The 23,540-nt window shown below is 68.2% G+C and carries 23 protein-coding genes and 1 tRNA gene; 14 read left to right on the top strand and 10 right to left on the bottom strand.

What is annotated here, in order from left to right:
* Positions 1-124: 124 nt before the first annotated feature.
* A tRNA-Arg gene (locus tag AC3WT6_RS12690) sits at positions 125-201 on the bottom strand.
* Between the two features lie 115 nt (positions 202-316).
* Here AC3WT6_RS12690 and AC3WT6_RS12685 point away from each other — a divergent pair.
* On the top strand, positions 317-1,591 hold the full coding sequence (locus tag AC3WT6_RS12685; RefSeq protein ID WP_492653967.1) for a lipase family protein: 1,275 nt from the start codon (positions 317-319) through the stop codon (positions 1,589-1,591).
* Between the two features lie 21 nt (positions 1,592-1,612).
* Here the strand turns inward: AC3WT6_RS12685 and AC3WT6_RS12680 are convergent, their stop codons facing one another.
* The 3 genes from AC3WT6_RS12680 to AC3WT6_RS12670 are packed head-to-tail and all read right to left on the bottom strand — an operon-like array spanning position 1,613 to position 4,105.
* Positions 1,613-2,374, bottom strand: a complete 762-nt coding sequence (locus tag AC3WT6_RS12680; protein WP_492653966.1) for an amino acid ABC transporter ATP-binding protein — start codon at positions 2,372-2,374, stop codon at positions 1,613-1,615.
* Positions 2,367-3,302 (bottom strand): amino acid ABC transporter permease, encoded by a 936-nt coding sequence (locus tag AC3WT6_RS12675; RefSeq protein WP_492653965.1) that lies wholly within the window; start codon positions 3,300-3,302, stop codon positions 2,367-2,369. Before AC3WT6_RS12675 ends, AC3WT6_RS12680 begins: the two co-directional genes overlap by 8 nt.
* Positions 3,299-4,105, bottom strand: coding sequence for a transporter substrate-binding domain-containing protein (locus tag AC3WT6_RS12670; protein ID WP_492653964.1), 807 nt, complete (start codon positions 4,103-4,105; stop codon positions 3,299-3,301). The genes AC3WT6_RS12675 and AC3WT6_RS12670 overlap by 4 nt, the downstream gene beginning before the upstream one ends.
* A 117-nt stretch (positions 4,106-4,222) precedes the next feature.
* On the opposite strand from AC3WT6_RS12670, the gene AC3WT6_RS12665 reads away from it, so the two are divergent.
* The 7 genes from AC3WT6_RS12665 (at position 4,223) to astB (ending at position 12,904) form a co-directional block, all read left to right on the top strand.
* Positions 4,223-5,437, top strand: coding sequence for a hydrolase (locus AC3WT6_RS12665; protein WP_492653963.1), 1,215 nt, complete (start codon positions 4,223-4,225; stop codon positions 5,435-5,437).
* A complete protein-coding gene (locus tag AC3WT6_RS12660; RefSeq protein WP_492653962.1) occupies positions 5,428-6,240 on the top strand; it encodes a DUF3298 and DUF4163 domain-containing protein in 813 nt (270 codons plus the stop codon). The genes AC3WT6_RS12665 and AC3WT6_RS12660 overlap by 10 nt, the downstream gene beginning before the upstream one ends.
* On the top strand, positions 6,237-6,590 hold the full coding sequence (locus AC3WT6_RS12655; protein ID WP_492653961.1) for a tRNA-binding protein: 354 nt from the start codon (positions 6,237-6,239) through the stop codon (positions 6,588-6,590). Before AC3WT6_RS12660 ends, AC3WT6_RS12655 begins: the two co-directional genes overlap by 4 nt.
* 89 nt (positions 6,591-6,679) lie before the next feature.
* Positions 6,680-7,693, top strand: a complete 1,014-nt coding sequence (gene astA, locus AC3WT6_RS12650) for an arginine N-succinyltransferase (protein ID WP_492653960.1) — start codon at positions 6,680-6,682, stop codon at positions 7,691-7,693.
* 39 nt (positions 7,694-7,732) lie between these two features.
* Positions 7,733-9,205, top strand: a complete 1,473-nt coding sequence (gene astD, locus AC3WT6_RS12645) for a succinylglutamate-semialdehyde dehydrogenase (RefSeq protein ID WP_492653959.1) — start codon at positions 7,733-7,735, stop codon at positions 9,203-9,205.
* Between the two features lie 97 nt (positions 9,206-9,302).
* Positions 9,303-11,447, top strand: coding sequence for a molybdopterin oxidoreductase family protein (locus AC3WT6_RS12640; protein WP_492653958.1), 2,145 nt, complete (start codon positions 9,303-9,305; stop codon positions 11,445-11,447).
* 104 nt (positions 11,448-11,551) lie between these two features.
* Positions 11,552-12,904: an N-succinylarginine dihydrolase gene (gene astB / locus AC3WT6_RS12635; protein WP_492653957.1), complete on the top strand. Its 1,353-nt coding sequence runs from the start codon at positions 11,552-11,554 to the stop codon at positions 12,902-12,904.
* Positions 12,905-12,945: 41 nt separating this feature from the next.
* Here astB and AC3WT6_RS12630 read toward each other — a convergent pair whose 3' ends face one another.
* Together AC3WT6_RS12630 and AC3WT6_RS12625 are read right to left on the bottom strand one after the other, a co-directional pair.
* Positions 12,946-14,022, bottom strand: coding sequence for a hypothetical protein (locus tag AC3WT6_RS12630; protein WP_492653956.1), 1,077 nt, complete (start codon positions 14,020-14,022; stop codon positions 12,946-12,948).
* Positions 14,023-14,091: 69 nt separating this feature from the next.
* Positions 14,092-14,817: a sensor histidine kinase gene (locus AC3WT6_RS12625; RefSeq protein WP_492653955.1), complete on the bottom strand. Its 726-nt coding sequence runs from the start codon at positions 14,815-14,817 to the stop codon at positions 14,092-14,094.
* A 152-nt stretch (positions 14,818-14,969) separates the two neighbouring features.
* Between AC3WT6_RS12625 and AC3WT6_RS12620 the strand changes: the two genes are divergently transcribed.
* The 6 genes from AC3WT6_RS12620 (at position 14,970) to AC3WT6_RS12595 (ending at position 19,795) form a co-directional block, all read left to right on the top strand.
* Positions 14,970-15,620, top strand: a complete 651-nt coding sequence (locus AC3WT6_RS12620; protein WP_492653954.1) for a response regulator — start codon at positions 14,970-14,972, stop codon at positions 15,618-15,620.
* 103 nt (positions 15,621-15,723) lie between these two features.
* Positions 15,724-16,374 carry an outer membrane beta-barrel protein gene (locus tag AC3WT6_RS12615; RefSeq protein ID WP_492653953.1) on the top strand — a complete coding sequence of 217 codons (651 nt, stop codon included), beginning with the start codon at positions 15,724-15,726 and terminating at the stop codon, positions 16,372-16,374.
* 72 nt (positions 16,375-16,446) lie between these two features.
* Positions 16,447-16,905 (top strand): GNAT family N-acetyltransferase, encoded by a 459-nt coding sequence (locus AC3WT6_RS12610; RefSeq protein ID WP_492653952.1) that lies wholly within the window; start codon positions 16,447-16,449, stop codon positions 16,903-16,905.
* Positions 16,906-16,959: 54 nt separating this feature from the next.
* Positions 16,960-18,711, top strand: coding sequence for an ExeA family protein (locus AC3WT6_RS12605; protein WP_492653951.1), 1,752 nt, complete (start codon positions 16,960-16,962; stop codon positions 18,709-18,711).
* The gene (locus tag AC3WT6_RS12600; RefSeq protein ID WP_492653950.1) at positions 18,708-19,466 is read left to right on the top strand and encodes a general secretion pathway protein GspB; all 759 of its coding nucleotides are present in this window, start codon (positions 18,708-18,710) and stop codon (positions 19,464-19,466) included. The genes AC3WT6_RS12605 and AC3WT6_RS12600 overlap by 4 nt, the downstream gene beginning before the upstream one ends.
* Entirely contained in the window at positions 19,466-19,795 is a 330-nt protein-coding gene (locus tag AC3WT6_RS12595; protein ID WP_492653949.1) for a YnfA family protein, read from the top strand. The genes AC3WT6_RS12600 and AC3WT6_RS12595 overlap by 1 nt, the downstream gene beginning before the upstream one ends.
* Here the strand turns inward: AC3WT6_RS12595 and AC3WT6_RS12590 are convergent.
* From AC3WT6_RS12590 to AC3WT6_RS12575, 4 genes are all read right to left on the bottom strand, one after another.
* Entirely contained in the window at positions 19,754-20,575 is an 822-nt protein-coding gene (locus tag AC3WT6_RS12590) for a metal ABC transporter permease (RefSeq protein ID WP_492653948.1), read from the bottom strand. The two genes, AC3WT6_RS12595 and AC3WT6_RS12590, sit on opposite strands and share 42 nt — an antisense overlap.
* A gap of 275 nt (positions 20,576-20,850) precedes the next feature.
* Positions 20,851-21,765, bottom strand: coding sequence for a metal ABC transporter substrate-binding protein (locus AC3WT6_RS12585; protein ID WP_492653947.1), 915 nt, complete (start codon positions 21,763-21,765; stop codon positions 20,851-20,853).
* Between the two features lie 10 nt (positions 21,766-21,775).
* Positions 21,776-23,119 (bottom strand): hypothetical protein, encoded by a 1,344-nt coding sequence (locus AC3WT6_RS12580; protein WP_492653946.1) that lies wholly within the window; start codon positions 23,117-23,119, stop codon positions 21,776-21,778.
* A 79-nt stretch (positions 23,120-23,198) separates the two neighbouring features.
* A complete protein-coding gene (locus tag AC3WT6_RS12575) occupies positions 23,199-23,495 on the bottom strand; it encodes a hypothetical protein (protein ID WP_492653945.1) in 297 nt (98 codons plus the stop codon).
* Positions 23,496-23,540: the final 45 nt, after the last annotated feature.

Here is a 23,540-nt window from a genome sequence, read left to right as displayed (position 1 = left end):
TCGGCGTGCTGATCTTCATGGCGATCGCCGCCTATGTCGCATGGACTGCGCTGAGGGCAGACCCCAAGGTCTGAACTGGGCCGCAAGGCTCGTCAGGTGCCTAATGCGGTCTTCGGCGAAAGTATGGTGCGCCCGGCAGGAGTCGAACCTGCGACCCCGCTCTTAGGAGGAGCGTGCTCTATCCAGCTGAGCTACGGGCGCTTGGGGGCGCCATGGTAAAGCCTTGAGGCGCGGCAAGTCTCGTCTGGCGAGGCCTGAAGCTTGCGGTGAAAATGCCGACCTTCCTCGTCGGGACAACTTCGTGAACCGCACCGCCATGCGATCTGCCGCCGGTGTACTGCTGCTGGCGGCCTCCATGGCCGCCTGCGGTCCTGCCTCCGTGGCGCCGACCACCACTGGCGTCGGCGACGCGAGCAAGCGCGCGCCCTACCTGCCAACGCCGGACCCCGATCCCTTCTACGCGCAGCCCACGCCGCTGCCGGCGCTTCCGCCCGGCAGCATCCTGCAATCCCGCGAGGTCCGCTTGGCGCCGCTGGGCCTGCCGCTGCCCTACCCGGCCTGGCAACTGCAATACCTATCTACCGACATCCACGGCCAGCCACAGGCACAGACCGCCGTGGTGGTGCAGCCGCTGACGCCGGCCTTGACCGGGCAGCGCCCGCTGCTCTCCTACCACTTCTTCACCGACAGCCTGGGTCTCAAGTGCCAGCCCACGCGGCAGGTCACCGGCAGCCTCGACAATCGCGACACCCAGGTGGAAACCCTGGAATACCTGCCGCAACTGCTGGCTTACGGCTGGACGCTGATCTTCCCCGACTACCAGGGGCCGGATGCCGCCTTCGGTGTCGGCCGCGTCTACGCGCCGATCATTCTCGACGGCATCCGCGCCGCCGAGTCCTTCGAACCCCTGGGACTGGCCGGGGCGGAAACGCCGGTGGGTATGATGGGCTACTCCGGCGGCGCCATCGCCACCGGCTGGGCGGCGGCGCTGCAACCACGCTACGCGCCGGAGCTGAACCTGGTGGGCGTCGCCGCCGGCGGCCTGCCGGCCAATCTGGAGGCCTCGTTCCCGGCCTTCGAAGCCGCCGCCAGCAATTTCAAGCTCGCCTTCAGCATGCTGATCGGCATCAACCGCGCCTACCCGCAATTTCTGCCGCCGGGGCTGCTCAACGCGGCGGGCGAGCGTAGCGCCGAAGCGGTCAAGGACGGCTGCAGCGGCGCCACCACCGATGGCTCGGCCGCACCCACGGGCCACTACAGCGACTATCTCAACGTCGAGGACTTCTACGCCACGCCGGGCGCGCGCCAGGTATTCCCGCAACTGGACCTCAAGCAGGCCGGCGTGGCGCCGACCGCGGATGTCTACCTCTACCACCAGGAGAACGACGAGCTGGTGCCCATTGAGGAAACCGCCGCCCTGGTCGCCAACTGGTGCGCAGCCGGCACCCCGGTGCATTTCCAGCGCGCCAGTGGCGGCAACCACACCGCCGGCGGCGCGCTGGCGGTGCCGGGGCAATGGCTCTACCTGCTCAGCCGTTTCGCCGGCGCGCAGACGCCCGCGCTGCCGCCCGGCACCGAGAGCTGCAACTAGGCTGGCAAACGGGAGCGGCGCTCAGTGCGCCGCCACCTGACCGAGGAAGGCGCGCAGGCGCTCGTTGGTGGCGCCGGTGAAGAAGGCCTCGGGCGCGTCCTGGTAGACCAGCTCGCCGCGATCCATGAACAGCACGCGGTCGGCGACCGCGCGGGCGAAGCCCATCTCGTGGGTGACCACCACCATGGTCATGCCCTCGGCGGCGAGATCCTTCATCACGTCCAGCACTTCGCCGACCTTTTCCGGGTCCAGCGCCGAGGTCGGTTCGTCGAACAGCATCACCCGCGGCTGCATGGCCAGGGCACGGGCGATGGCGACGCGCTGCTGCTGGCCTCCGGAAAGCTGCGAGGGGCGGTTGCCGGCCTTGTCGGCCAGACCGACCTTGGCCAGCAGTTTCTCGGCGCGCGTGCGCGCCTGCGCTACCGGCAGCTTCAGCACCTCCACCGGCGCCAGCATGATGTTCTCCAGCGCGGTCATGTGCGGAAACAGGTTGAACTGCTGGAACACCATGCCGGCGTGGGTACGCAGCTCGTTGAGGTCGGTCTTGGCGGCGTGCACCGAGATGCCGTCCATCAGGATCTCGCCGCTGCTGATGCTCTCCAGCGCGTTCAAGGTGCGCAGCAGGGTGGACTTTCCCGAGCCGCTGGGGCCGATGATGCAGACCACTTCACCGCGATTGATCGCTAGCGATACGCCCTTCAGTGCCAGGGTGCCGTTGGGGTAGCGCTTCTCGACCTGGCGGACTTCGATCAGCACCTCGGCGGCGGACTCGGACTTAGTCATGGGCCATCTTCTTTTCGAGCTTGCGCACGTACACCGACAGCGCGCCGGTGAGCAGCAGGTACATGAGCGCGACGGTGAACCAGACCTCGAAGGGGCTGAAGGTGGAACTCACCACCTCGCGGCCGGCCTTGGTGAGGTCGGTGAGCGCCATGATCGAGACCAGGGAGGAATCCTTGATGAGGTTGATGCCCTGCCCCGCCAGCGGCGGCAGCGAGCGTTTGAGCGCCTGCGGCAGCACCACCTTGCGCATGCCCTGCCAGTGGCTCATGCCCAGCGAGCGCGCCGCCTCCATCTGCCCCTTGGGCACGGCTTCGATGCCGGCGCGGACGATCTCGGCGACATAGGCGCCGGTGAACACCGCCAGCGAGGTCACGCCGGCGACGAAGCCGGAAAGATTCAGCACCGTGCCTAGGAAGAAATAGACGATGAACATCTGCACCAAGAGCGGCGTGCCACGGATCAGCTCGACGTAGATCGCCGCCAGATCGCGCGCCGCCGGGTTGTGCGCCACCCGGCCGAGGCCGGCGATCAGGCCCAGCACCAGCGCGAACACCAGCGAAAGCGCCGAGATCTTCAGCGTCACCCACAGGCCGATCAGCAGCGGCCCCGGGGTGATGCCGGCCTTCTTGCCGACGGTGTTGCCGGCGAACACGATCTCGCCGTCGGAGACCTGCACCACGTCGATGTCGGGGATCGCCTGCGGCTCGCCGCCGAGCAGTGGGGTGATGCGGATCTGCTTGCCGTTGACCGCGACGGTGCCGTCAAACGGCGCCGGCACTTCCTCACCGCCGGTGACCAGCAAGTATTCCGGCACCCGCTCCCAGCGCCACTGGTAATTGACCTTGAGCGTCGCCCAGTACATGCCGGCGCCGATCGCCAGCACCAACGCCACCGTCAGCAGACGCCATAGCGGACTGGCCGGCTTCATTGCACGTTCTTCAGCCAGGCGGTGCCCTGGAACCAGCGCTGGTAGAGCACGTCATAGGTGCCGTCGTTCTTGATCGACAGCAGGAAGTTGTTCAGCCAGTTCTCGAAGTCCGGATCGCCCTTGCGGATCGCCCAGCCCAGCGCCTCCTTGGTGAAGGGTTCGGGCAGCAGGCTCACGCCTTCCGGATACTGGTTGGCGTAGATGGCGAGAAAGGGAAAGTCGTAGATGAAGGCATCGGCGCGGCCGTTCTTCACTTCCAGCGCGGCGTCGGCCTCGGTCTCGAAGCGCTTGATCCTGGCCTTGGTCATCATCCGTGTGGCGGTGATGTCGCCGGAAGTCCCCAGCTTGGTGGCGATGCTGTACTTGGGGTCGTCGAGCTGCCGGGCCTCGCTGACCTTGCCCTTGATCTTGTTGCTGAGCAGGGCCGCCTGGCCGACCACGATGTAGGGCTGCGTGAAATTCACCTGCGCATTGCGCTCACTGGTGATGGTCATGCCGGCCATGATGATGTCGAACTTGTCGGTGAGCAGGGCCGGAATGATGCCGTCCCACTGGGTGTTGACGAAGGTGACCTTCACCTTCAGCACGCTGGCCATCTTCTTGGCCAGGTCGACATCGAAGCCGATGATGTTGCCGTTCTTGTCGCGCATCTCGAAGGGCATGTAGCCGGCTTCCAGCCCCACCCGCAGCTCGCCGCGCTTCATGATCTGGTTGAGCGTGGATTTTTCCCACAGCGCCTGGTCGGCGGCCAGGGCCGGGACGGCAAGCACGAGCGCGAGCAGCGCGGTGAACCAGCGTTTCATGGTCGGTCGGGATTCGGGGAGCGGTGTTTTTTAGTCTAGCCGCATGCAGGCAATAAGCGTTCCGGCTACGACCGGCCGCCGCTGCGGCGCCTCTGGCCGCTCCAGTAAACTCCCGCCATGAACCCGCACGCCGCCGCCCTCGCCCTGATCGACCAGCAGCAGGCCGCCGCGCGCGAGAGCCTGGTGCGTCTGGCCAACATCAACTCCGGCAGCTTCAACGCCGCTGGGGTACGCGCCACCGCCGAGGCTTTCGCCGAGCTCTACGCGCCGCTGGGCGCGCGCGTCGAATGGCTGGAAGTCGCCCCCTACGAGTCCACCAACGACCAGGGCCAGCGCCTGCAAAGGCCGCTGGGCCCGGCGCTGCGCCTGCGTCAGCGGCCAGAGGCGCCGCTGCAGGTGTTCTTCTGCGGCCATCTCGACACCGTGTTCGCCGCCAATTCGCCGTTCCAGACCGCGCGCCTGCTCGACGACAACATCCTCAACGGCCCCGGCGTCGCCGACCTCAAGGGCGGCCTGGTGGCCCTGCAACTGGCGCTGTCGGCGCTGGAGCAGAGCCCGCTGCGCGAACGCATCGGCTGGACCGTGTTGATGAACCCCGACGAGGAGATCGGCTCGCGCTCCTCGGCGCCGCTGCTGCGCGAGGCCGCGCGCCAGCACCAGCTCGGTCTGATCTACGAACCGGCCTACCCGGACGGCAACCTCGCCAGCGCCCGCAAGGGCAGCGGCAATTTCGACCTCATCGTGCACGGCCGCGCCGCCCACGCCGGCCGCGACTTCGCCGCCGGCCGCAACGCCCTGGTCGCCGCCGCCGACTTCCTGCGCGAGCTCAACGCCCTCAACGGCCAGCGCGGCGAGCTGACCATCAATCCCGGCTATATCCACGGCGGCGGCGCGCTCAACGTCGTGCCCGACCTGGCGGTGTTCAAGTTCAATGTCCGCACCGCCGAGCCCAGCGACGAGTGCTGGGTGCAGGACCAGCTCGACCTGCTGATGACCCGGCTCAACGACCGCGACGGCCTGCGCTGCGAACTGGTCGGCGGCTTCACCCGCCCGCCCAAGGTGGTGGGCGCAGAGATGCAGCGGCTGATCGACTACGTCGGCGACTGCGGCCGCCAGCTCGGCCTGGGTCTGCAGTTCAAGCCCACCGGCGGCTGCTGCGACGGCAACAACCTCGCCGCCTACGGCCTGCCCAATCTCGACAACATGGGCGTGGTCGGCGGCGACATCCACAGCGACCGCGAATGGATGCGCCTGGACTCGCTGGCCGAGCGCGCCAAGCTCAGCGCCCTGCTGCTGCTGCGCCTCGCCAGCGGCGAGCTGTCATGGCCCTGAGCCGGCGCCACACCGCGGGCCTGGTACTGCTGCTGGCGCTCGCCGGCTGCCGCCAGGAAACGCCGGCACCCGCGAGCACGACGAGCGACCACAGCAAGGTGGAAGTCCGTAGCCTGCTGCTCAAGGATCGCCGCCAGTCACCCCAGCCGCTCCCAGGCGAGGACCTGCGCGCCGAGCTGAGCCTGATCGAGACCAGCGAAGCCGGTCTCAACCGCCAGATCGAGCGCTGGGTCGGCAGCCATTGCCCGCGTGATCCCGAGCAGAGCGCGGTGCCGGAGAGTGGCGCCGCCTGCCTCAAGCTGTGGATGGACGGCTGCCTGAAACAGGCGACGGCCCTGGCCGGCACGGACACCCCCGTACGCTGCAGCTTCAGTGCCGAAACCAAGGTCGTGCTCAACCGCGACTACCTGCTGAGCCTGGCGCTGGAAAGCTATGCCGACACCGGCGGCGCCCACGGCATGCCCTCGGTCAGCTATCTCAACATCGACCGGCGCAATGGCAAGGCGCTGGCGCTCACCGACCTGATCCAGATCCCCGATCCCCAGCTGCGCGCGCTGCTGGAACAGCAGCTACGGCTGGCGCTGAACGTGCCGCCACAGGCTTCGCTGAAAGCCAGTGGCTTCTTCGAGGACCGACTGCCGCTCACCGACAACGTCGCGCTCGACAACGAAGGCCTGCGCTTCACCTACAGCGCCTACGAGATCGCGCCCTACTCCATGGGCCTCCCCAACATCCACCTGCCCTACGCGGCGCTGGCCGAGCACCTCGCGCCCGACTCGCCGATCCGCCGCCTGCTGCCATGAACCTGCAAACCAGCGCCGCCGCCACCATCCCCGTCGAGCAGTTCTTTGGCTGCGATCTGCGGGTAGGCACGATCACCGCCTGCCGACCCAACGCCAAGGCGCGCAAGCCCTCCTACGTGCTCAGCCTCGACTTCGGCCCGCTGGGCCCGCGCACCAGCAGCGCCCAGATCACCCAGCTCTACACGCCGGAAGACCTGGTCGGACGGCAGGTGCTGGCGGTGGTGAACTTCGCTCCGCGCAACGTCGCCGGCGTGGTCAGCGATTGCCTGACCCTGGCCGTCGATGGCGACGGCGGTCTGGTGTTGCTGGCCGTGGAGCGGCCAGTGGCCAACGGCCAGCGGGTGTACTGAATGCTGGCCCGACCAAGGACCATCGTCTTCTCTCCGGGTTACCCGGCCGCCACCTGCGAGTCGCGCCGCAATCAACGACACTGCCCGCCATGAAACTCATCCGTCCCATCGCCCTCCACGACCTGCCGGCCCTGCTGCACATGGCCCGCACCGCCGGCGCCGGCTTCACCTCGCTGCCCCCCGACGAAGGCTATCTGCGCGAGAAGATCGCGTTGTCGATGGCCTCCTTCGACCGCGCCGTGCAGGTGGCCGGCCACGAGCGCTACATGTTCGTGATGGAAGAGACCGACAGCGGCGAGGTCGGCGCCTGCTGCGCCATCGAGGCGGCCTGCGGACTCGACGAGCCCTTCTACAACTATCGCGTCGGCCTCACCGTGCATGCCTCGCGCGAGCTGGGCATCTACAACCGGGTACCGACGCTCTATCTCAGCAACGACCTCACCGGCACCAGCGTGTTGTGCTCGCTGTTCATGCGGCCGGAGTTCCGTGGTGATGGCGCCGGCAAGCTGTTGAGCAAATGCCGCTTCCTGTTCATGGCGCAGTTTCCGCAGCGTTTCGCCGAGAAGGTGATCGCCGAGATGCGCGGCGTCAGCAACGAGGAGGGCCACTCGCCGTTCTGGGAGGGCCTGGGCCGTCACTTCTTCTCGGTGGACTACGAGCGCGCCGAGCACATCGTCGGCATGGGCAACAAGGCCTTCATCGCCGAGCTGATGCCGCCCCATCCCATCTACACCGTACTGCTGCCGAAGAGCGCGCAGGACGTGATGGGCAAGGTGCATCCGCAAACCGCGCCAGCCCTGCACCTCCTGGAGCAGGAGGGCTTCCGCTACCAGGGCTACATCGACATCTTCGACGGCGGCCCCTCGGTGGAAGTGCCCCGCAACGAGATCCGCTCGATCAAGCGCTCGCGCCTGTTCGAGGCGGTGATCGCCGAACCCGCCGCCGGCGGCGTGCCCTGCCTGGTATCCAACACCGATCTGCACGGCTTCCGCTGCGCGCACGCCACGCTGTATGTCGAGGCTGGCAAGGTGGCGATACCGGCGGCGCTGGCGCGGGCGCTGGCCATCGACGAAGGCGACATGCTGCGCGTCACCGCCCTGTAGACCGGCGCCGTTACACCCAGGAGCCGAAAAGAGAGTCCCATGAGCACCCCCGTCCACTACCTCAACGGCCACTGGCTGCCCGGTCACGGGCCGGCCTTCGCCAGCGTCAATCCCTCCACCGGCGAAACGATCTGGAGCGGCAACAGCGCCGACGCCCACGATGTCGATCTCGCCTTCAAGGCCGCCCGCCACGCCTTCGAGGCCTGGGCCGACCTGGGCTTCGAGGCTCGCGCGGCGATCGCGAAGAAGTTCGCCGAGCTGCTGAAGGCCAACAGCGAGCACCTGGCGCGCGCCATCGCCCGCGAGGTCGGCAAGCCGGTGTGGGAGGCACGCACCGAAGTCGCGGCGATGGCCGGCAAGATCGCCATCTCGATCACCGCCTATCAGGAGCGCACCGGCACGCGGGAGCAGCCGCAGGACTTCGGCCGCCACATCCTGCGCCACAAGCCGCACGGCGTGGTCGCGGTGTACGGCCCCTACAACTTCCCCGGCCATCTGCCCAATGGTCACATCGTGCCGGCGCTGCTGGCCGGCAATGCGGTGGTGTTCAAGCCCAGCGAGCTGACCCCCATGGTGGCGCAGGAAACCGTGAAGCTCTGGGAAGACGCCGGTCTGCCGCCCGGCGTGCTCAACCTGGTGCAGGGCGAGCGCGCCACCGGCGAGGCAGTGGCCAAGCATCCGGAGCTCGATGGCCTCTACTTCACCGGCAGTTCGCGTACGGGTGCGATCCTCAACCAGCAGTTCGCGGCCCGGCCGGGCGTGATCCTGGCGCTGGAAATGGGCGGCAACAATCCGCTGATCGTCGGCAGCGACATCGACCTCGATGCCGCGGTGTACGAGATCGTGCAGTCGGCCTGGATCACCTCGGGCCAGCGCTGCACCTGCGCGCGGCGGCTGTTCGTGCCGCTCGGCGAGCGCGGCGATCTGCTGCTGTCGAAGCTCGCCGAAGCCGGCCGCAATCTTGTCGTTGGCCGCGCCGAAGACGAACCGCAGCCCTTCATGGGTCCCTTGGTTTCTGCAAAGGCCGCCGATGGCCTCAAGGCCGCGCACGACCGGCTGGTCGCGCTCGGCGGCACCAGTCTGCTGGCTATGGAAAAGCTGCCGCTCGGAGACGCCTTCGTCTCGCCCGGCCTGGTCGACGTCACCGCCATCGCCGCCGAGGTGCCCGACGAGGAGGACTTCGGCCCACTGCTGAAGGTGATCCGCTACGCGACGCTGGACGAGGCCATCGCCCGCGCCAACGCCACCCGCTACGGCCTCTCGGCCGGCCTGCTCAGCAATGACGACAGCGAGTGGGAACGGTTCTTCCGGAAGAGCCGCGCCGGCATCGTCAACCGCAACAAGCCGACCACCGGCGCCAGCGGCAGCTATCCCTTCGGCGGCGTCGGCGACAGCGGCAACCACCGCGCCAGCGCCTACTACGCGGCCGATTACTGCAGCTACCCGGTGTCGAGTACCGAAGCGCATCGGCTGAGCCTGCCGGCGGCGCTTTCGCCCGGCCTGAAGCTGTAGCCGCCGGCTTCGCGGCTCGCACCCGCGCGGCTTGCGGGCCAGGGGCGACGGGTACAGAGTCGTGCCAGCCGCGCCGGTCGCGGAGGAGAGCAAACCCATGAGCGAGCCATCGCCAGCCAGCAGCGACGCCCCGATACGCAGCCACCTCGGCGCCTGCAATCTCTGCGAGGCTATCTGCGGCCTGGAGTTTCGGGTGCAGGGCCAGAAGATTCTCTCGATCAAGGGCGACGAGGCCGACCCCTTGTCACGCGGCCACATCTGCCCGAAGGCGGTGGCGCTGCGCGATCTCTACGAAGACCCCGACCGCCTGCGCCGGCCGCTCAGGCGCACGCCCGAGGGCTGGCAGGAAATGGCCTGGGACGAGGCTTTCGAGCTGGTGGCGGAGCGGCTGGCCGGCATCATTCGCGAGCACGGCGGCAATGCCGTCGGCGCCTACCTGGGCAATCCCAGCGTCCACAACTACGGCCATCTCACCCACGCGCCGGCGCTGCTGCGCCAGCTACAGACCCGCAACCGGTTTTCGGCGACTTCGGTGGACCAGTTGCCGGCGCAGCTGGTGGCCTACTGGCTGTACGGCCATCAGTTGCTGCTGCCGATACCGGACCTCGACCACACGCAGTATTTCTTCGTGCTCGGCGCCAACCCCATGGCCAGCAACGGCAGCCTGATGACGGTGCCGGACTTCCGCAACCGCCTGAAGGCGCTGCACGCGCGCGGCGGCAAGATGGTGGTGATCGACCCGCGCCGCAGCGAGACCGCCGAGGTCGCCGACGAGCACCACTTCATCCGCCCCGGCGGCGACGCCTGGCTGCTGCTGGCGATGTTGCAGACGATATTCGCCGAGCGCCTCGACCAGCCCGGCCGCCTGACCGAGTGGCTCGACGGCCTCGACGAAGTGCGCGCCGCAGTGGCGCCCTACACGCCGGAGCGCGCCGCCGCGCAGACCGGCATCGCCGCCGAGGACATCCGCCGGCTGGCGCGCGAGTTCGCCGGCGCCGAGGCGGCGGTCTGCTATGGCCGCATGGGCGTCTCGGTGCAGGCCTATGGCACGGTCTGCCAGTGGGCGATCCAGCTGCTCAACCTGGTGACCGGCAACTTCGATCGCGTCGGCGGCGCGCTGTTCACCGCGCCGGCGCTGGATCTGGTGGATGCGCCCAACTCCCGCCCCGGCCATTTCGGCAAATGGCGTAGCCGGGTCAGCGGCCTGCCGGAATTCGCTGGCGAGCTGCCGGTGGCAGCACTCGCGGAGGAGATACTCACGCCCGGCGAGGGCCAGATCCGCGCGCTGCTGACGGTGGCCGGCAATCCGGTGCTGTCCACCCCCAACGGCGCTCAGCTGGACCGCGCCTTCGCGCAGCTGGAGTTCATGGTTTCGGTGGACATCTACCTCAACGAAACCACCCGCCATGCCGACGTGATCCTGCCACCGACCTGCGCGCTGGAACACGACCATTACGACCTGATCTTCCACCACTTCGCGGTGCGCAACAGCACCCGCTACAACCAGCCCCTGTTCGACAAGCCCGCGGATGCGCGCCACGACTGGGAGATCTTCAATGCGCTGGGCAGCCGCCTGGCCGCGAAGCTGGGCAATAAGCCGCAGACCGGCCCACGCCCCGACCAGATCATCGACTTCGGTCTGCAGTCCGGCCCCTATGGCGCTGCCAGGCGCGCGGCCGACAGCCCGCTGCCAGCACTGTCGCTGAAGCTGCTCAAGGAGCATCCCCACGGCCTCGATCTCGGCCCCTTGCGGCCCAGCCTGCCGGAGCGCCTGCGCAGCGAGGGCCAGCGCATCCGCTGCGCTGTGCCCGAGGTACTGGCCGACCTCCGGCGGCTGGCCGCGCAGGCGCAGCCCGGCGCCGGCCTCAGGCTGATCGGCCGCCGCCACCTGCGCAGCAACAATTCCTGGATGCACAACTCCGAGCGTCTGGTGAAGGGCAAGCCGCGCCATCAACTGCTGATGCACCCCAGCGATCTCGCCGCGCGCGGCCTGGCCGACGGCGCGCCGGTACGGGTGCGCTCGCGAGTCGGCGAGATCCGCGTGGAGGTGCAGGCCAGCAGCGAGATGATGCCGGGCGTGGTCAGCCTGCCGCACGGCTGGGGCCATGGCCGCGAGGGCGTGCGCCTGGGCGTGGCACAGGCGCACGCCGGCGTGAGCGTCAACGACCTGACCGACGAGCACGCACTGGACGCGGTCTCGGGCAACGCCGCGCTCAATGGCCTGGAGGTGGAGGTCTACTGAAATTGCGGATCTCGAATTGCGGATTGCGGATTCAACGGCCACTTGCGCCTCGCCTTCGCTTCTCGATCCGCAATCCGTGATCCGCAATCCGCAATAATCCCGAGATGAACTTTCCAGCAACCACCCCCACCGCCATCGAAGCCAACTTCGACGGCCTCGTCGGCCCCAGCCACAACTACGCCGGCCTCGCCCACGGCAACGTCGCTTCGGCGAAGAACGCCGAGAAGCCCAGCAATCCACGCGAAGCCGCGCTGCAAGGGCTGGCGAAGATGCGCGCACTGGCTGCGCTCGGCCTGCCGCAGGGCGTGCTGCCCCCGCAGGAACGACCGCACATCCCCACCCTGAAAGCCCTGGGCTTCAGCGGCAAGGATGGCGAGGTGCTGGCCAAGGCCGCCCGCGAGGCACCGGGCCTGCTCGCCGCCACCAGCAGTGCCAGCAGCATGTGGACGGCCAATGCCGCCACGGTGTCGCCGAGCGCCGACACCGCCGATGGCAGGGTCCACTTCACGCCGGCCAATCTCGCCAGCCATCTGCACCGCTCGCTGGAACCGGCGACCACCGCGCGCGCGCTGGCCGCCAGCTTTCCTCCCGGCGCCCACTTCGCGCATCACGCGCCGCTGCCGGCGACGCCGGCCATGGGCGACGAGGGCGCGGCCAACCACACCCGCCTCTGCGCGGACTACGGTGCGCCGGGGCTGGAGCTGTTCGTCTACGGCCAGGGCAGCGAGACCGAGCCGAAGCCGCAGAAGTACCCGGCGCGCCAGACCCGCGCCGCCTGCGAGGCCATCGCCCGCCTGCACGGACTGGACCCGGCGCGCGTACACCACCAGCAGCAGCGGCCGGAGGTGATCGACCAGGGCGTGTTCCACAACGACGTGATCGCGGTCGGCAACCGCGAGCTGTTGTTCTTTCACGAAGAGGCCTTCGTCGACAGCCGCGCCCTGCGCGACTGGACCCACAGCCGCCTGCCGCAGGCCGCCTTCGTCGAAGTGGCAAGCCAGGACGTCAGCGTCGCCGACGCAGTGTCGAGCTATTTGTTCAACTCACAGCTGGTCTGCCTGCCGGGCACCGTCGGCCACACGCTGATCGTCGCGCAGGAGTGCCAGGAGAACGCCAAGGTCTGGGCCTGCATCCAGCGTCTGCTCGCCGACGAGTCCTGCCCCATCAACGCGGTCAAGGTGTTTGACCTGCGCCAGTCCATGCACAACGGTGGCGGCCCGGCCTGCCTGCGCCTGCGGGTGGTGCTAACCGAGGCCGAGCGCGCGGCGGTGAACTCCGGCAGCTGGATCACGCCGGAGCGCGCGGATGCCCTGGAAGCCTGGGTGCGCCAGCACTACCGCGACCGTCTGGTGCTGGCTGATCTCGCCGACCCGGCCTTGCTCGACGAATGCCGTACGGCGCTCGACCGCCTGACCCAGTTGCTGGGGCTGGGCTCGATCTACGACTTCCAGCGCTGAAGTCGGCGCCCGCCCCCGAAACGAGGGCAGGCCAACGAGACTCAGGGCACGGGGTACAGCGCAAACAACTTCGCGAAAGTCCCGGTCGCCTGCGTCAACACCGCCTCGGCCGCGGCCTGGTAGGCAACGTTGGTGGTGACCGCCTTGCGAACACTCTTGTTGCTTGGCCCCAGCCCGCCGATGAAGCGGATGGCATTGGTCAGTCCCTGGCTGGCGTCCTTGGGCACCTCGACCAGGCTGGCGAACTCGATGTCGGTATCCAGCCGGCCGGTCATCGCCAGACCGCCGTCATCGCCCTTAGACACACCCCAGCCGCGCACTTCCTCGGCGCGTATGAGCCGGGTGCTGAAGGTGGGCACGCTCATCGACAGCGTGGTCCCGGCCTCGGCGCGGCGCGCGATCAGGCCGCTGCGGTTGCCGCTGGACTGCATCTGCGCGAAGTCGACCACGATCAGTGGCGCGATGGTGATCGGCGCGCCCAGGGCCGCCGACAGCTTAGCGAACGGCACATCGTTGCCGCCGCCGAATCCCCCGCCCTTGCCCCAGGGATCCGTCGCGCCAAACCACAGCGGCATGCCGGTGGGGGTGAAGACCAGGCCTTTGGCGTTGCCGAAGCTGCTCTCCATCGGAGCGGGCTGGGACTTCACTTCCGCGAAGAAGCTGGCCATCTCCGAGGTTGGAATCACTTCCCGGCCGGCGGTCTTGAGCTGTTCGACGAAGCGCGCATAGGCAGCGTCGGTGATTGCCTGAAGGGTGGCGGAGTCGACTCCCTCCAGATCGACAATCATCGCGGCCTTGGCCCCGGTGGTATCCCGTCCGGGGAGGTAGCTGGCCCGCACCATTGCGTGCGCCTCGTTGTGAGTGACGAACACCACCTTGAAACCCGCCACGGCCACGCGCCGGGTCTTCGGCAAGGCGGTGACCGTCTTGGCACCGAAAGTGCCACCGAACTTGCCGTCGAACCACTGGGCCGGGTCGAGATCGGGCAAGGGCTCCAAGGGGACTGCTGGCGCCGCCGTTTCAACGGCAACCGAGGCGCCGACCGCCGCCTCCTGAGCGTGTAGCGCGCTGACCGGCACAAGCAGGGAGATCAGCAACAACTTTCGGAACAGGAACATTGAAGGGCTCCGGCATCGGGATGAACGACCGAACCATAGGGAGGCCCGGCGCCAACGCCTATCGCCCGATCAAGCGAGAGGTCCAGTCGCGAATACTCGGGCGCGCAGAATCACCTTGGTGCCACCCAGGGTGCCCTGGTTCCAGCAGATATCACCGCCAAGGTCCGCGGCGCGCTCGCGCATGCCGCTGGTGCCGCGTCCTTCGCCAATCCGCGCCGGCCGGAACTGGCCATCGTCGGTGATCTCGATCATCAGCTCGGGGTCAACGCGGAATACGCGCACCCGCAGCCAGCGCGCTTCGCCATGGCGCAGGGCATTGCTGACCGCCTCGCGACAGATGCGGATCAGGTGCAGGGTCTGCGCCTGGTCCAGCGCCACCTCCGGCAGGGCCGGCTCCTGCTCCCACACCAGCTCGGCGCCGGTGGCGGCGAGACGCTGGCGCACCTCCACCTCGATCTCCCCGAGCAACTGCAGCAAGGGTGCCGGCGGCCGACGCGAACGCGACACCACGTCGCGCAGATCCTGCAGCACGGCGCGCGCCAGATCGGCCTGTTGCGGATTTTCGGCGCCGTGCACCAACTGGAGCAGCTTGGCGCCGAGATCGTCGTGGAGATCCTTGTAGATGCGCTCCCGTTCTCGATCGGCGGAAATCTCCTCGACCCGAGGCGCCGGAGATGAACCAGCCTCGGCAGAGGAGGCAGGCTGCACACCGCGCCGCGCCAGCCACCAGCCCAGACCGGCCGCCAGCAGTAGGAGCACAAGTAGCAGCAGCCCGGCCAGGGTCAGCGAGGTCACGCTGGCACCGGCAAGAGGCTCAAGCTGGACGGGCGGCGTGGCATGACTCTCGTGGCGACCATGGGGAAGTGATCCGTGAAGATTTGCCGATGCCAGCGTGAGGAGCAAGCCGGGAGAAACATCGGCTGGCCGCAATGGGTTACCTTTCGCCCATGGAGTCATCGCCTGTCCACGTCCTGATCATCGAAGACCAGTCCAGCACCCGCGACTGGTTGCTGGCGGCGGTCAAGAGCGCCTTCCCGGAAGCCGAATGTCGTTTGGCGGTCAACGCCGCCGAGGCAATGGAGCGGATGGAGCAGCCGGTCGATCTGGCCCTGCTCGACCTCGGCCTGCCGGACGCCCCGGGCCTGAGCGTGCTGCACCAGTTGCGCAGCCGGCAGCCGGCGGCGCGCTGCGTGATCACCACCATCTTCGACGACGACGAGCACTTGTTCGCCGCCCTCAAACTGGGCGCTGCCGGCTACATCCTGAAAGACCAGTCACGCGAACATCTGGCCGAAATGCTCAGGGCCATGCTCGACGGCCAGCCGCCGCTGTCGCCGAGTGTCGCCAAGCGCCTGCTGTCGCACTTCGCCACGCCGCTGGCGCCGCTGCCGACGGTGGCCGCCAACGACTCGCTCACCGAGCGCGAGCGCGAGGTGCTGCTGCTGGTGTCCAAGGGCTACTCGGTGCCGCAGGCGGCCAAGGCGATGGCGATCAGCCCGCACACCGCGCATACTCATATCAAGGGCGTATACCGAAAACTGGCGGTAGCCAGCCGTGCCGAGGCCGTACTTGCGGCCAACCGGCTCGGGCTGGTGTAGAGCATTCCGCGTTCTGGCGAGGGAATACCGGAACTGGGGGATGGGGCAGTTCGGCAGCCGCTCGTAATCTCTTGTCCAACGTCGATAACAACGAGGCCTGACCATGCGACAAAAAGGAATTTCCGCGCTGCGTAGCTTGCTTCCCCTGTTGGCCTTCAGCCTGCCCGCGCTGGCCCAGGCGGCACCGGTAGGCGCTTGGACCGTCGGCATTCGTGGCGGCCTGACGCTGTCGGATGCGCAGACCTCCGAGCTCGACAGCCAGCTCGCCGCCCGTGGCCACACGGTCAGCACCCAGATCGACAAGCGCGATGTCGCCGTGATCGGCAGCCTGGGCTACCAGGTCTGCAAGCTGTTCAGCCTGGAAGCCTCGCTGGGCAGCCTGGGCGACTATGACGTCGCCCTGAGCGGCGGCAGCACCCGGCCGGCGGCGCTGCCCGCCGACTTGGCCGAGCTCAAGCCCGCCGGCGGCCTGTTCGTCGGCCTCGGTGTCCGGCAAGACCTGCCGATCACCGACAAGCTCTCGCTCACTACCCGTCTGGGCGGCATCGCCTGGCAGCAGGAGTCGGAAATCACCGGCACCAGCGGCAACGAGAAGATCGACGACCAGGGCCTGGGCGTGATGACCGGCGCGGCGCTGAAGCTGGCGCTCGGTGCTCACTGGGGCTTGAGCGTCGGCGGCGACTGGTTCTACCAGAACGAGCGCGGCTCCATCGGAGTGGCGCAGGCCGGCCTGGAATACGCCTTCGGCAAGTAGTCGCTCTTACAATCGCTCACCGTTCTACCGACGGCGCGGGGTTCAACCGCGCCGTTTTTTGTGCCCGACACGATGACCGAACACTACACCTGGCGGCGCTTTTCCGAACTCCGCAACACCGATCTCTACGCGCTGCTCAAGCTGCGCAGCGAAGTGTTTGTGGTGGAGCAGAACTGCGTGTTCCTCGACCTCGACGACCACGACCAGAACTCCGAGCATCTGCTGATGCATGACGCCGGCGGCGCGCTGATCGGCTATTCACGCCTGCTGCCGCCGGGCGAGAAGTATCCGGAATGCTCGATCGGCCGGGTGGTGGTACCGCTGTCGGTGCGTAGCAGCGGCGCCGGCCGGCGGCTGATGGCGGAAAGCATCCGTGGCAGCCGCGAGCGTTTTCCCCTGAGCCCGATCCTGATCTGGGCCCAGCAGCGGCTGGAAGGCTTCTACGCCAGCTTTGGCTTCGTCACCGTCTCCGAGCCGGAGCTGGAGGACGGCATCCTGCATGTGAAGATGCGGCTACCGCCTCCGGGCTGAGTCCGCGAGGGCCGGCAGCGGCTAGAATCCAGCTTCACCACTCCGCCTCCTGCCGTGTACACCAGCTTCTTCAACCTGCGGGAAGTCCCGTTCTCGATCGCCCCGGACCCCGCGTACCTCTACATGAGCCCGCGCCACCAGGAGGCGCTAGGGCATCTGCTGTACGGCACCGGCCAGTACGGCGGCTTCGTGCAGCTGACCGGCGAGGTCGGCACCGGCAAGACCACCATCATCCGCACCCTGCTGGCGCAGAAGCTCCAGAACGTGGATGTGGCGATGATCCACAACCCGCGCCAGTCCGAGCGCGAGTTCGTGCAGAGCATCTGCGACGAGCTGGGCGTGCGCTACGGCGAGCAGCCCAGCCTCAAGACGCTGGTGGATGCGCTCAACGCCTATCTGCTGGAGCAGCACGCCAACGGCCGGCGCACAGTGCTGATCATCGACGAGGCCCAGCAACTGGCGCCGGAAGTGCTGGAGCAGGTGCGCCTGCTCACCAATCTGGAAACCACCAAGGAAAAGCTGCTGCGGATCATGCTGATAGGCCAGCCGGAGCTGGCCGAGCTGCTGGCCCGCCAGGATCTGCGTCAGCTCGCCCAGCGCATCACTGCCCGCTATCACCTGACGCCGCTGGATGCGGTGGAGACCGGCGAGTACATCGCCCACCGTCTGCAGATCGCCGGTGGCGCCCGTGACCTGTTCACTCCGGCGGCGATGAAAGCCGTGCACAAGCACGCCGGCGGCGTGCCGCGGCTGGTCAACATCATCTGCGACCGCGCCCTGCTCGGCGCCTACGCCCAGGGTCTGCGACAGGTGACCCCGGAGATCGTCCACAAGGCTGCCGAGGAGGCGCTGGGCAAGCCGATCACCGCGCAGCGTCCGCAGTTCAACTTCCGCCTGCCGCGCATTCCCCTGCCCACGCTGCGCAGCGTGGAAATCGGCCTGGCCGCCGTCGGTCTGGTGGTCGCGGCGCTGCTCCTGCGTCAGCACTGGCCCTGGCCGGCGACGACCTCGACGCCGCAGTCCGAGACTCCAGCCACCGAGGCCAGCTCAACCACGGTCGACGTGCCCGCTGTGCCAGAGCCAGCCACCGTGCCGCCGGCGGCGGCCAGCCTGCCACCCGCCACCAGCGCGACCGTCCTCTCGCCGGCACCCGCGGCCCCGGTTGCGGTCCCTCCGCCGGTCGCCACACCGCCGCCGGCGATGAGGAGCGTGATCGACCGCGTCAACGCCGCCAGCGCCCCGCTCAACAGCCTGATGCCGAGACTGGGAAGGCTCTGGGACAAGGACTTCCGCGCCGGCAACGAGAAGGTCTGCCGCGCCCTGCACCGCTTCCGCCTGGAATGCCTCAAGGGCAACGGCGAGTGGAGCGATCTGATGGCGATGAATGCGCCGGCGGTGCTGACCCTGTCGGTGGATGGCGAGCTGCGCTATGTGCTGCTGCGCGAACTCGGCGACGAACGCGCCGTGCTGCTCGGCGAACAGGGCGGCAGCAGCTTTACGCTGCGCGAGCTCGATCCGCTGTGGACCGGCGAGTACCTGCTGCTGTGGAAGCGCGAGACCGACGAGATGAGCATCGGCCCGGAGATTCGCGGCGAGCCGATCCAGTGGTTGCGCCAGCGTCTGGCCGAGCGTCTCAAGCGCAGCGTGGGCGACCCGCTCGATAGCCGCTGGGACGCCGAGCTGCGCGAGGCGGTGCAGCGCTTCCAGACCATCCACGGCATAAGGCCCGACGGCATCGCCGGAGCCCGCACACTGCAGGCACTGTCCGACCGCCAGGGCAGTCCCCAGCTCCGGAAACGCCCATGAGTTTCATCCTCGACGCCCTGCAGAAATCCGAGCGCGAGCGACACGCCGGCCAGGCCCCGGCCATCGACGAGGCGCTGAACCGGCCGCCGCCGGGCCCGGGCCGCGCGCAGCGCCAGAACGAAACCGCGCTGATGATCCGCACCGCGCTGACGGTGGCTGCGGTGTTTCTGGTGGCGGGCCTGACCTGGTGGCTGCTCAGCCGTGGCCAGACGCCTCCCGCGCAGCCGCCCGCAGCGCCGGAAGTCGCGAGCACCACGCCACCCTCGCCGACTCTCGTGGCTCCGACCGAGCCCACCCTTGAGCCCGCGCCGGCCCTTCGGGTGGATCCGGAGCGCCTGGCGGAACCGCTGGTCTCCGACATGGGCGCGGACGCCGCCACGCTCGACGAGGTGCTCGACGACGCTCCCGAGTCTTCCGGACCGGCACCTCAACCGGAGACCGAACCACAGCCCGTTCCGCCAGGCGGCGAGACCCCCGAGATAGCAGCCGAGCCGGCACCGGCTCCGGCGGCACGCAGCCCCGAGCCGATGCCGCTGAAGGACATGCCGCCGAGCTTCCGTAGCGAGTTCCCGGCGCTGAGCGTGCAGGTGCATGTCTACGACCCCAATCCGCTGCGCCGCTTCGTGCTGATCAACGGCAAGAAGTACCGCGAAACCGACACCCTGGTCGAAGGCCCCAAGGTGCTCGAAATCGTGCCCGAGGGCGTGGTGCTGGAGCACCGCGGCACCAGGGTGCTGCAGGAAATGCCGCACTGATGGAGCTGGCCCGCACGCTCGGGCTGTTCGTGCTCACGGCGCTGGCCGAGATCATCGGTTGCTACCTGCCCTGGCTGTGGCTGCGCCAGGGCCGTAGCGCCTGGCTGCTGCTGCCGGCGGCGTCCAGCCTCGCCTTGTTCGTCTGGCTGCTGAGCCTGCATCCGACGGCCGCCGGGCGGGTATACGCCGCCTATGGCGGCGTCTATGTCGCGGTGGCGCTGCTCTGGCTGTGGGCAGTGGACGGCGTGCGCCCCTTGAGCACCGACTGGATCGGCATCGGGCTCTGCCTAATGGGCATGCTGATCATCGGCACCGCGCCGAGAACCTGAGCTTTCAGCAGCCCGGCAACAGCGCCGCAGCAGCGCCGCCAGCAAGGCCAGGCTGGCCAGCATCACCACGATGAACGGCCCCGCCGGCAGATCGTAGGGCACCGACAGCCACAGCCCCAGGAAGTAGCCGGCGGCACCGACGCCATATCCCAGCAGCAGGCCGCGCTTCTCGCCCAAGCCGAAGCTCGCCAGCGCCGGCAGGATCAGCGAGGCGAACACCAGATACACGCCCACCAGTTGCACCGAGGCGGTGACGGTGAGCGCGAACAGGAAATAGAACAGCGCCGGCCGTGTGCGCGCCCACAGCAACCAGGCGGCGAGGATGCCGGCATACAGCACGGCGACCGGAATCAGCGCGTGGTAGCCCACCCAGAGAATCTGTCCGGTCAGCAACTCCTGCAGATGCTCGGCGCCGTGCGGATTGCCGGCCAGCACCAGGATGGCGACGCTGGCGGTGAGCACGTAGAGGCTGCCGATCAGCGCCTCCTGCACCTTGCGGAAATGCCGCTCGGTCCAGGTCAACAGCGCCGCCGCCAGCAATGCGGCGACGCCGGCGGCGGCCTGGGTGCGCCAGTCGCTGCCCTCGTCCGGCGCCCAGCCCAGCGCACCGACGGCGATCACGCCGAGTGCCGCCACCTGGGCGATGGTGAGGTCGATGAAGATGATGCCGCGCTCCAGCACCTTGCGGCCGAGCAGCACGTGCGTCGAAACCACCAGAAGGCCCGCCAGTAAAGGCGGGCCCAGCAGCGACCAGTTGAAGGCAAAGTCGGACAGGCTCATTGGGCCGCCTCCGTGAACCGGGAACTCGAGGACCGTTCCTGCCGTCGGCGGCCGGCGTCATTCACAGCCGCTGCTAACGCGGCGGGTCTGTTCATGCCGCCTCCGTAAATCGGTCACTTGATGACAGCGCGTGCTGTCGGCGGCCGGCGTCATTCACAGCCGCTGCTAACGCGGCGGGTCTGTTCATGCCGCCTCCGTAAATCGGTCACTCGATGACAGCGCGTGCTGTCGGCGGCTGGCGTCATTCACAGCCGCTGCTAACGCGGCGGGTCTGTTCATGCCGCCGCTCCAGCGGCCTTCAGCAAGCGGGCGATGGTCACGTCGAACAGACCGAACAGATCGTCGGTGCCAGGCGCGCCACCGACCGAGAACGGCAGCTCGACCGCCGGGATGCCGGCATGCTCGGCCATCCAGTCGGCCGGACGACGGTCCTGGTAGGCCGCGTAGATCACCATCTTCGCCGGCTTGGTCTTCAGGCCCGCCAGCACCTCCTCCAGATGCGCGGCGCTGGGCGGAATGCCGGGCTTGGGCTCCAGCGTCGCCAGCTCCTGCATGCCCAGCCAGCGGTAGAGGTAGGACCAGCTCTTATGGCCGCTGATCACCGCCACGCCCTTGAGCGGCGCGGCGCGCGCCTGCCATTGCTGCATCGCCGCGGTCCAGCGGCTGCTGAAGGCGGCATAGCGCTGCTGATAGCCGGCGGCATGCGCGGCATCGAGCTGTTCCAGCTTCAGCGCCAGCGCCTTGGCCACCGCGGCGATGTTGTCGGGCGCGGTCTGGATGTGCGGATTGCCATAGGGATGCACATCGCCCTCGCTGCGGTCCAGCCGGCTGGGCAGATCCATCATCTGCACGAAGCGGCTGGCTTCGAAGGCACCCGCCGCGCCCGGCAGCAGCTTGGGGTTGCTGCCCTTCTCGGCCAGCGGCGACAGCCAGGCCAGCTCCAGCTCGGCACCGGTGCAGACACTGAGATCGGCTTGGTGGTACTTGGCGATCAGGCTCGGGCGCGGCTGGATCTTGTGCACATCCTGCAGCGCGGTGGTGGCGCTGTAGACCTCGACATCGCTACCGCCCAGCTCGGTCGCCAAGGCCGCCCATTCCGGTTCGCAGGCAAACACTTTCAAGGCGGCCTGGGCCGGCAAGGCGGCTACGGCCGCGGCCAGCAGCGCGAGACTCTTCATCATGCGTTTCATAGCGGCACTCCTAGAACTGATGCGCCGGGTGTGCACCCAGGCTGAAGATGTACTGGACGAGAACCTGGTTGTCGGTTTCGCCCTCGGGGCGTGATTCGTCGCGGTTGAACTGCAGGCGGAAGCGGCTGAATTCGCTGTTGGAGAAATCGGTCATCAGGCTGTAGCGCTGCGGAGTGTCGCCGCCGTTGGCAAGCTGCTCCAGGGCGGTGCCGGCCAGCGGGTTATCGAGCCGGTTGCTGGCACTCAGGCGGTCGTAGCGCGCGCCCACACGCCAGCGCGGCATGAACTGGTAGACGCCCTGCACGTAGAAGCCGCGCTGGCTGCCGCGGTAGCTGCTGAAGTCGGCGCTGCCTTCCGGGTCGTAGACCAGTACGCCGTTCTCGTGGCGGTAGAAGTACTCGGCCTGCGCGACGAAATTGGTCGCCGCCGGGTTGCCGTCCGGCGCCCACTTGTAGACGGCATCGAGAATGCTGAGACGACTCTTGCCGGTGAAGCTGGTCTCCAGGTCTTCGCCGGTACGACGGTCGTCGGCATCGGCCTCCAGATGCGAGAGCCCCAGCCGCCAGGAGCCACCGCTGCCGACATCGCCACCCAAGTGCACGAAGCCGGTGTAGGCCTTGATGCTTGGGCGATCAGCTCCTCCGGCCGGAAAGCCGGCGCCGCGCAGGGCCTCGGCGCCGAACTCCAGGAACAGATCGGTGGGCGCCAGCCAGCGCAGCTGCACGCCGTCGTCGCCCAGCTGGTTGCCGAGCATGGCGCTGTACACCAGGGGCGCGTCGGCGAACTCCCAGGCATGCGCGTGCTGGTGATTCTGGTAGCCGATGTCGGAGAAGAAGCGGCCGAACTTCAGCCCCAGGCCATAGGGCAGCGCCAGGGTGTTGATATAGGCCTCCTCGACGCCGACACCGCCTTCCGGCGACAGCGCCAGCGTGGTCCAGCCGTGGAAGCTCTGGTCGATATTGGCCTCGATAGCCAGCTCCGACTCGCCGAGCGAGAGGCCCTCGGGCCTGGGGCCGGTCTCCTCGCCAAGCAGAAAGCCGGGAATCTCGCTAGTCGCGTCACTGCTGTAGCGAGCGGCGCTGCCGTCGAGTATCAGGCTGATCTTGGGGTTGAAGGCATTGCCGTTCGCCGGGGGCGGCGCGGCGGCCAGCGGCGGCGGTGCCGGCAAGCTGGGCGGTGGCACTGCCGTCGGCGCGGCGGCGCTGAGCTTCTGCACGATCGCTTCCAGCGCCTGCAGGCGCTGCTTGAGTTGCTCGATTTCGAGGTCACGGGGGTCAGTAGCAGCGCTGGCCACCACGGGCAGCGCCAGCGTCAGGGCCAGGCCCGACGCCATCAGGGTCTTCTTGAAATGCATGGGTTCTCTTCCAAATCCAGATCGGTCGTTGCAGGCAACGACGAAAACCGGCAGGCGCAAGGCATGCCGGAACGCGGGATCAGACCAGGGAGAGAGGAGGGCCGCGAATCGGATAGTGGGCCGGCGCGGCGACGCTGACCGAACGATGAATCGGCGCCCGTGGCGCCTCGTGCAACAAGCTGGGCGCACTGAGCCGCGGCAAGTCCGCCAGACCCGCGCCTAGACCCTGGGCGTGGACGCAGTACTCGCAAGTCCGCTCGCTGCCCGACAGCGGCTCATGCTTGCTGGCATGGGCCAGGTTCAGCCACTGACCGAAAGTCAGTACCAGAACCAGCAGGACGCTGTGGAAGGCGGAGACGCGCATGGACGGGGTCATTCTATACGCGCATCCGCCAAATAGCGGAGCGCGAGAGTCCGGCAG

Source organism: Stagnimonas sp. FW305-C-60, assembly GCF_058782965.1.
This window is presented reverse-complemented; position numbering and strand designations above follow the sequence as displayed.

What these genes read in the sequence shown, in the direction of transcription:
- AC3WT6_RS12600 (WP_492653950.1), top strand. Translation starts at nt 18,708, where the DNA reads ATGAGTTTCATCCTCGACGCCCTGCAGAAATCCGAGCGCGAGCGACAC.
- AC3WT6_RS12615 (WP_492653953.1), top strand. Translation starts at nt 15,724, where the DNA reads ATGCGACAAAAAGGAATTTCCGCGCTGCGTAGCTTGCTTCCCCTGTTG.
- AC3WT6_RS12640 (WP_492653958.1), top strand. Translation starts at nt 9,303, where the DNA reads ATGAGCGAGCCATCGCCAGCCAGCAGCGACGCCCCGATACGCAGCCAC.
- AC3WT6_RS12590 (WP_492653948.1), bottom strand. Translation starts at nt 20,575, where the DNA reads ATGAGCCTGTCCGACTTTGCCTTCAACTGGTCGCTGCTGGGCCCGCCT.
- AC3WT6_RS12595 (WP_492653949.1), top strand. Translation starts at nt 19,466, where the DNA reads ATGGAGCTGGCCCGCACGCTCGGGCTGTTCGTGCTCACGGCGCTGGCC.
- AC3WT6_RS12620 (WP_492653954.1), top strand. Translation starts at nt 14,970, where the DNA reads ATGGAGTCATCGCCTGTCCACGTCCTGATCATCGAAGACCAGTCCAGC.
- astB (WP_492653957.1), top strand. Translation starts at nt 11,552, where the DNA reads ATGAACTTTCCAGCAACCACCCCCACCGCCATCGAAGCCAACTTCGAC.
- AC3WT6_RS12675 (WP_492653965.1), bottom strand. Translation starts at nt 3,302, where the DNA reads ATGAAGCCGGCCAGTCCGCTATGGCGTCTGCTGACGGTGGCGTTGGTG.
- AC3WT6_RS12580 (WP_492653946.1), bottom strand. Translation starts at nt 23,119, where the DNA reads ATGCATTTCAAGAAGACCCTGATGGCGTCGGGCCTGGCCCTGACGCTG.
- astA (WP_492653960.1), top strand. Translation starts at nt 6,680, where the DNA reads ATGAAACTCATCCGTCCCATCGCCCTCCACGACCTGCCGGCCCTGCTG.
- AC3WT6_RS12660 (WP_492653962.1), top strand. Translation starts at nt 5,428, where the DNA reads ATGGCCCTGAGCCGGCGCCACACCGCGGGCCTGGTACTGCTGCTGGCG.
- AC3WT6_RS12665 (WP_492653963.1), top strand. Translation starts at nt 4,223, where the DNA reads ATGAACCCGCACGCCGCCGCCCTCGCCCTGATCGACCAGCAGCAGGCC.
- AC3WT6_RS12585 (WP_492653947.1), bottom strand. Translation starts at nt 21,765, where the DNA reads ATGAAACGCATGATGAAGAGTCTCGCGCTGCTGGCCGCGGCCGTAGCC.
- AC3WT6_RS12575 (WP_492653945.1), bottom strand. Translation starts at nt 23,495, where the DNA reads ATGACCCCGTCCATGCGCGTCTCCGCCTTCCACAGCGTCCTGCTGGTT.
- AC3WT6_RS12655 (WP_492653961.1), top strand. Translation starts at nt 6,237, where the DNA reads ATGAACCTGCAAACCAGCGCCGCCGCCACCATCCCCGTCGAGCAGTTC.
- AC3WT6_RS12630 (WP_492653956.1), bottom strand. Translation starts at nt 14,022, where the DNA reads ATGTTCCTGTTCCGAAAGTTGTTGCTGATCTCCCTGCTTGTGCCGGTC.
- AC3WT6_RS12670 (WP_492653964.1), bottom strand. Translation starts at nt 4,105, where the DNA reads ATGAAACGCTGGTTCACCGCGCTGCTCGCGCTCGTGCTTGCCGTCCCG.
- AC3WT6_RS12610 (WP_492653952.1), top strand. Translation starts at nt 16,447, where the DNA reads ATGACCGAACACTACACCTGGCGGCGCTTTTCCGAACTCCGCAACACC.
- AC3WT6_RS12680 (WP_492653966.1), bottom strand. Translation starts at nt 2,374, where the DNA reads ATGACTAAGTCCGAGTCCGCCGCCGAGGTGCTGATCGAAGTCCGCCAG.
- astD (WP_492653959.1), top strand. Translation starts at nt 7,733, where the DNA reads ATGAGCACCCCCGTCCACTACCTCAACGGCCACTGGCTGCCCGGTCAC.
- AC3WT6_RS12685 (WP_492653967.1), top strand. Translation starts at nt 317, where the DNA reads ATGCGATCTGCCGCCGGTGTACTGCTGCTGGCGGCCTCCATGGCCGCC.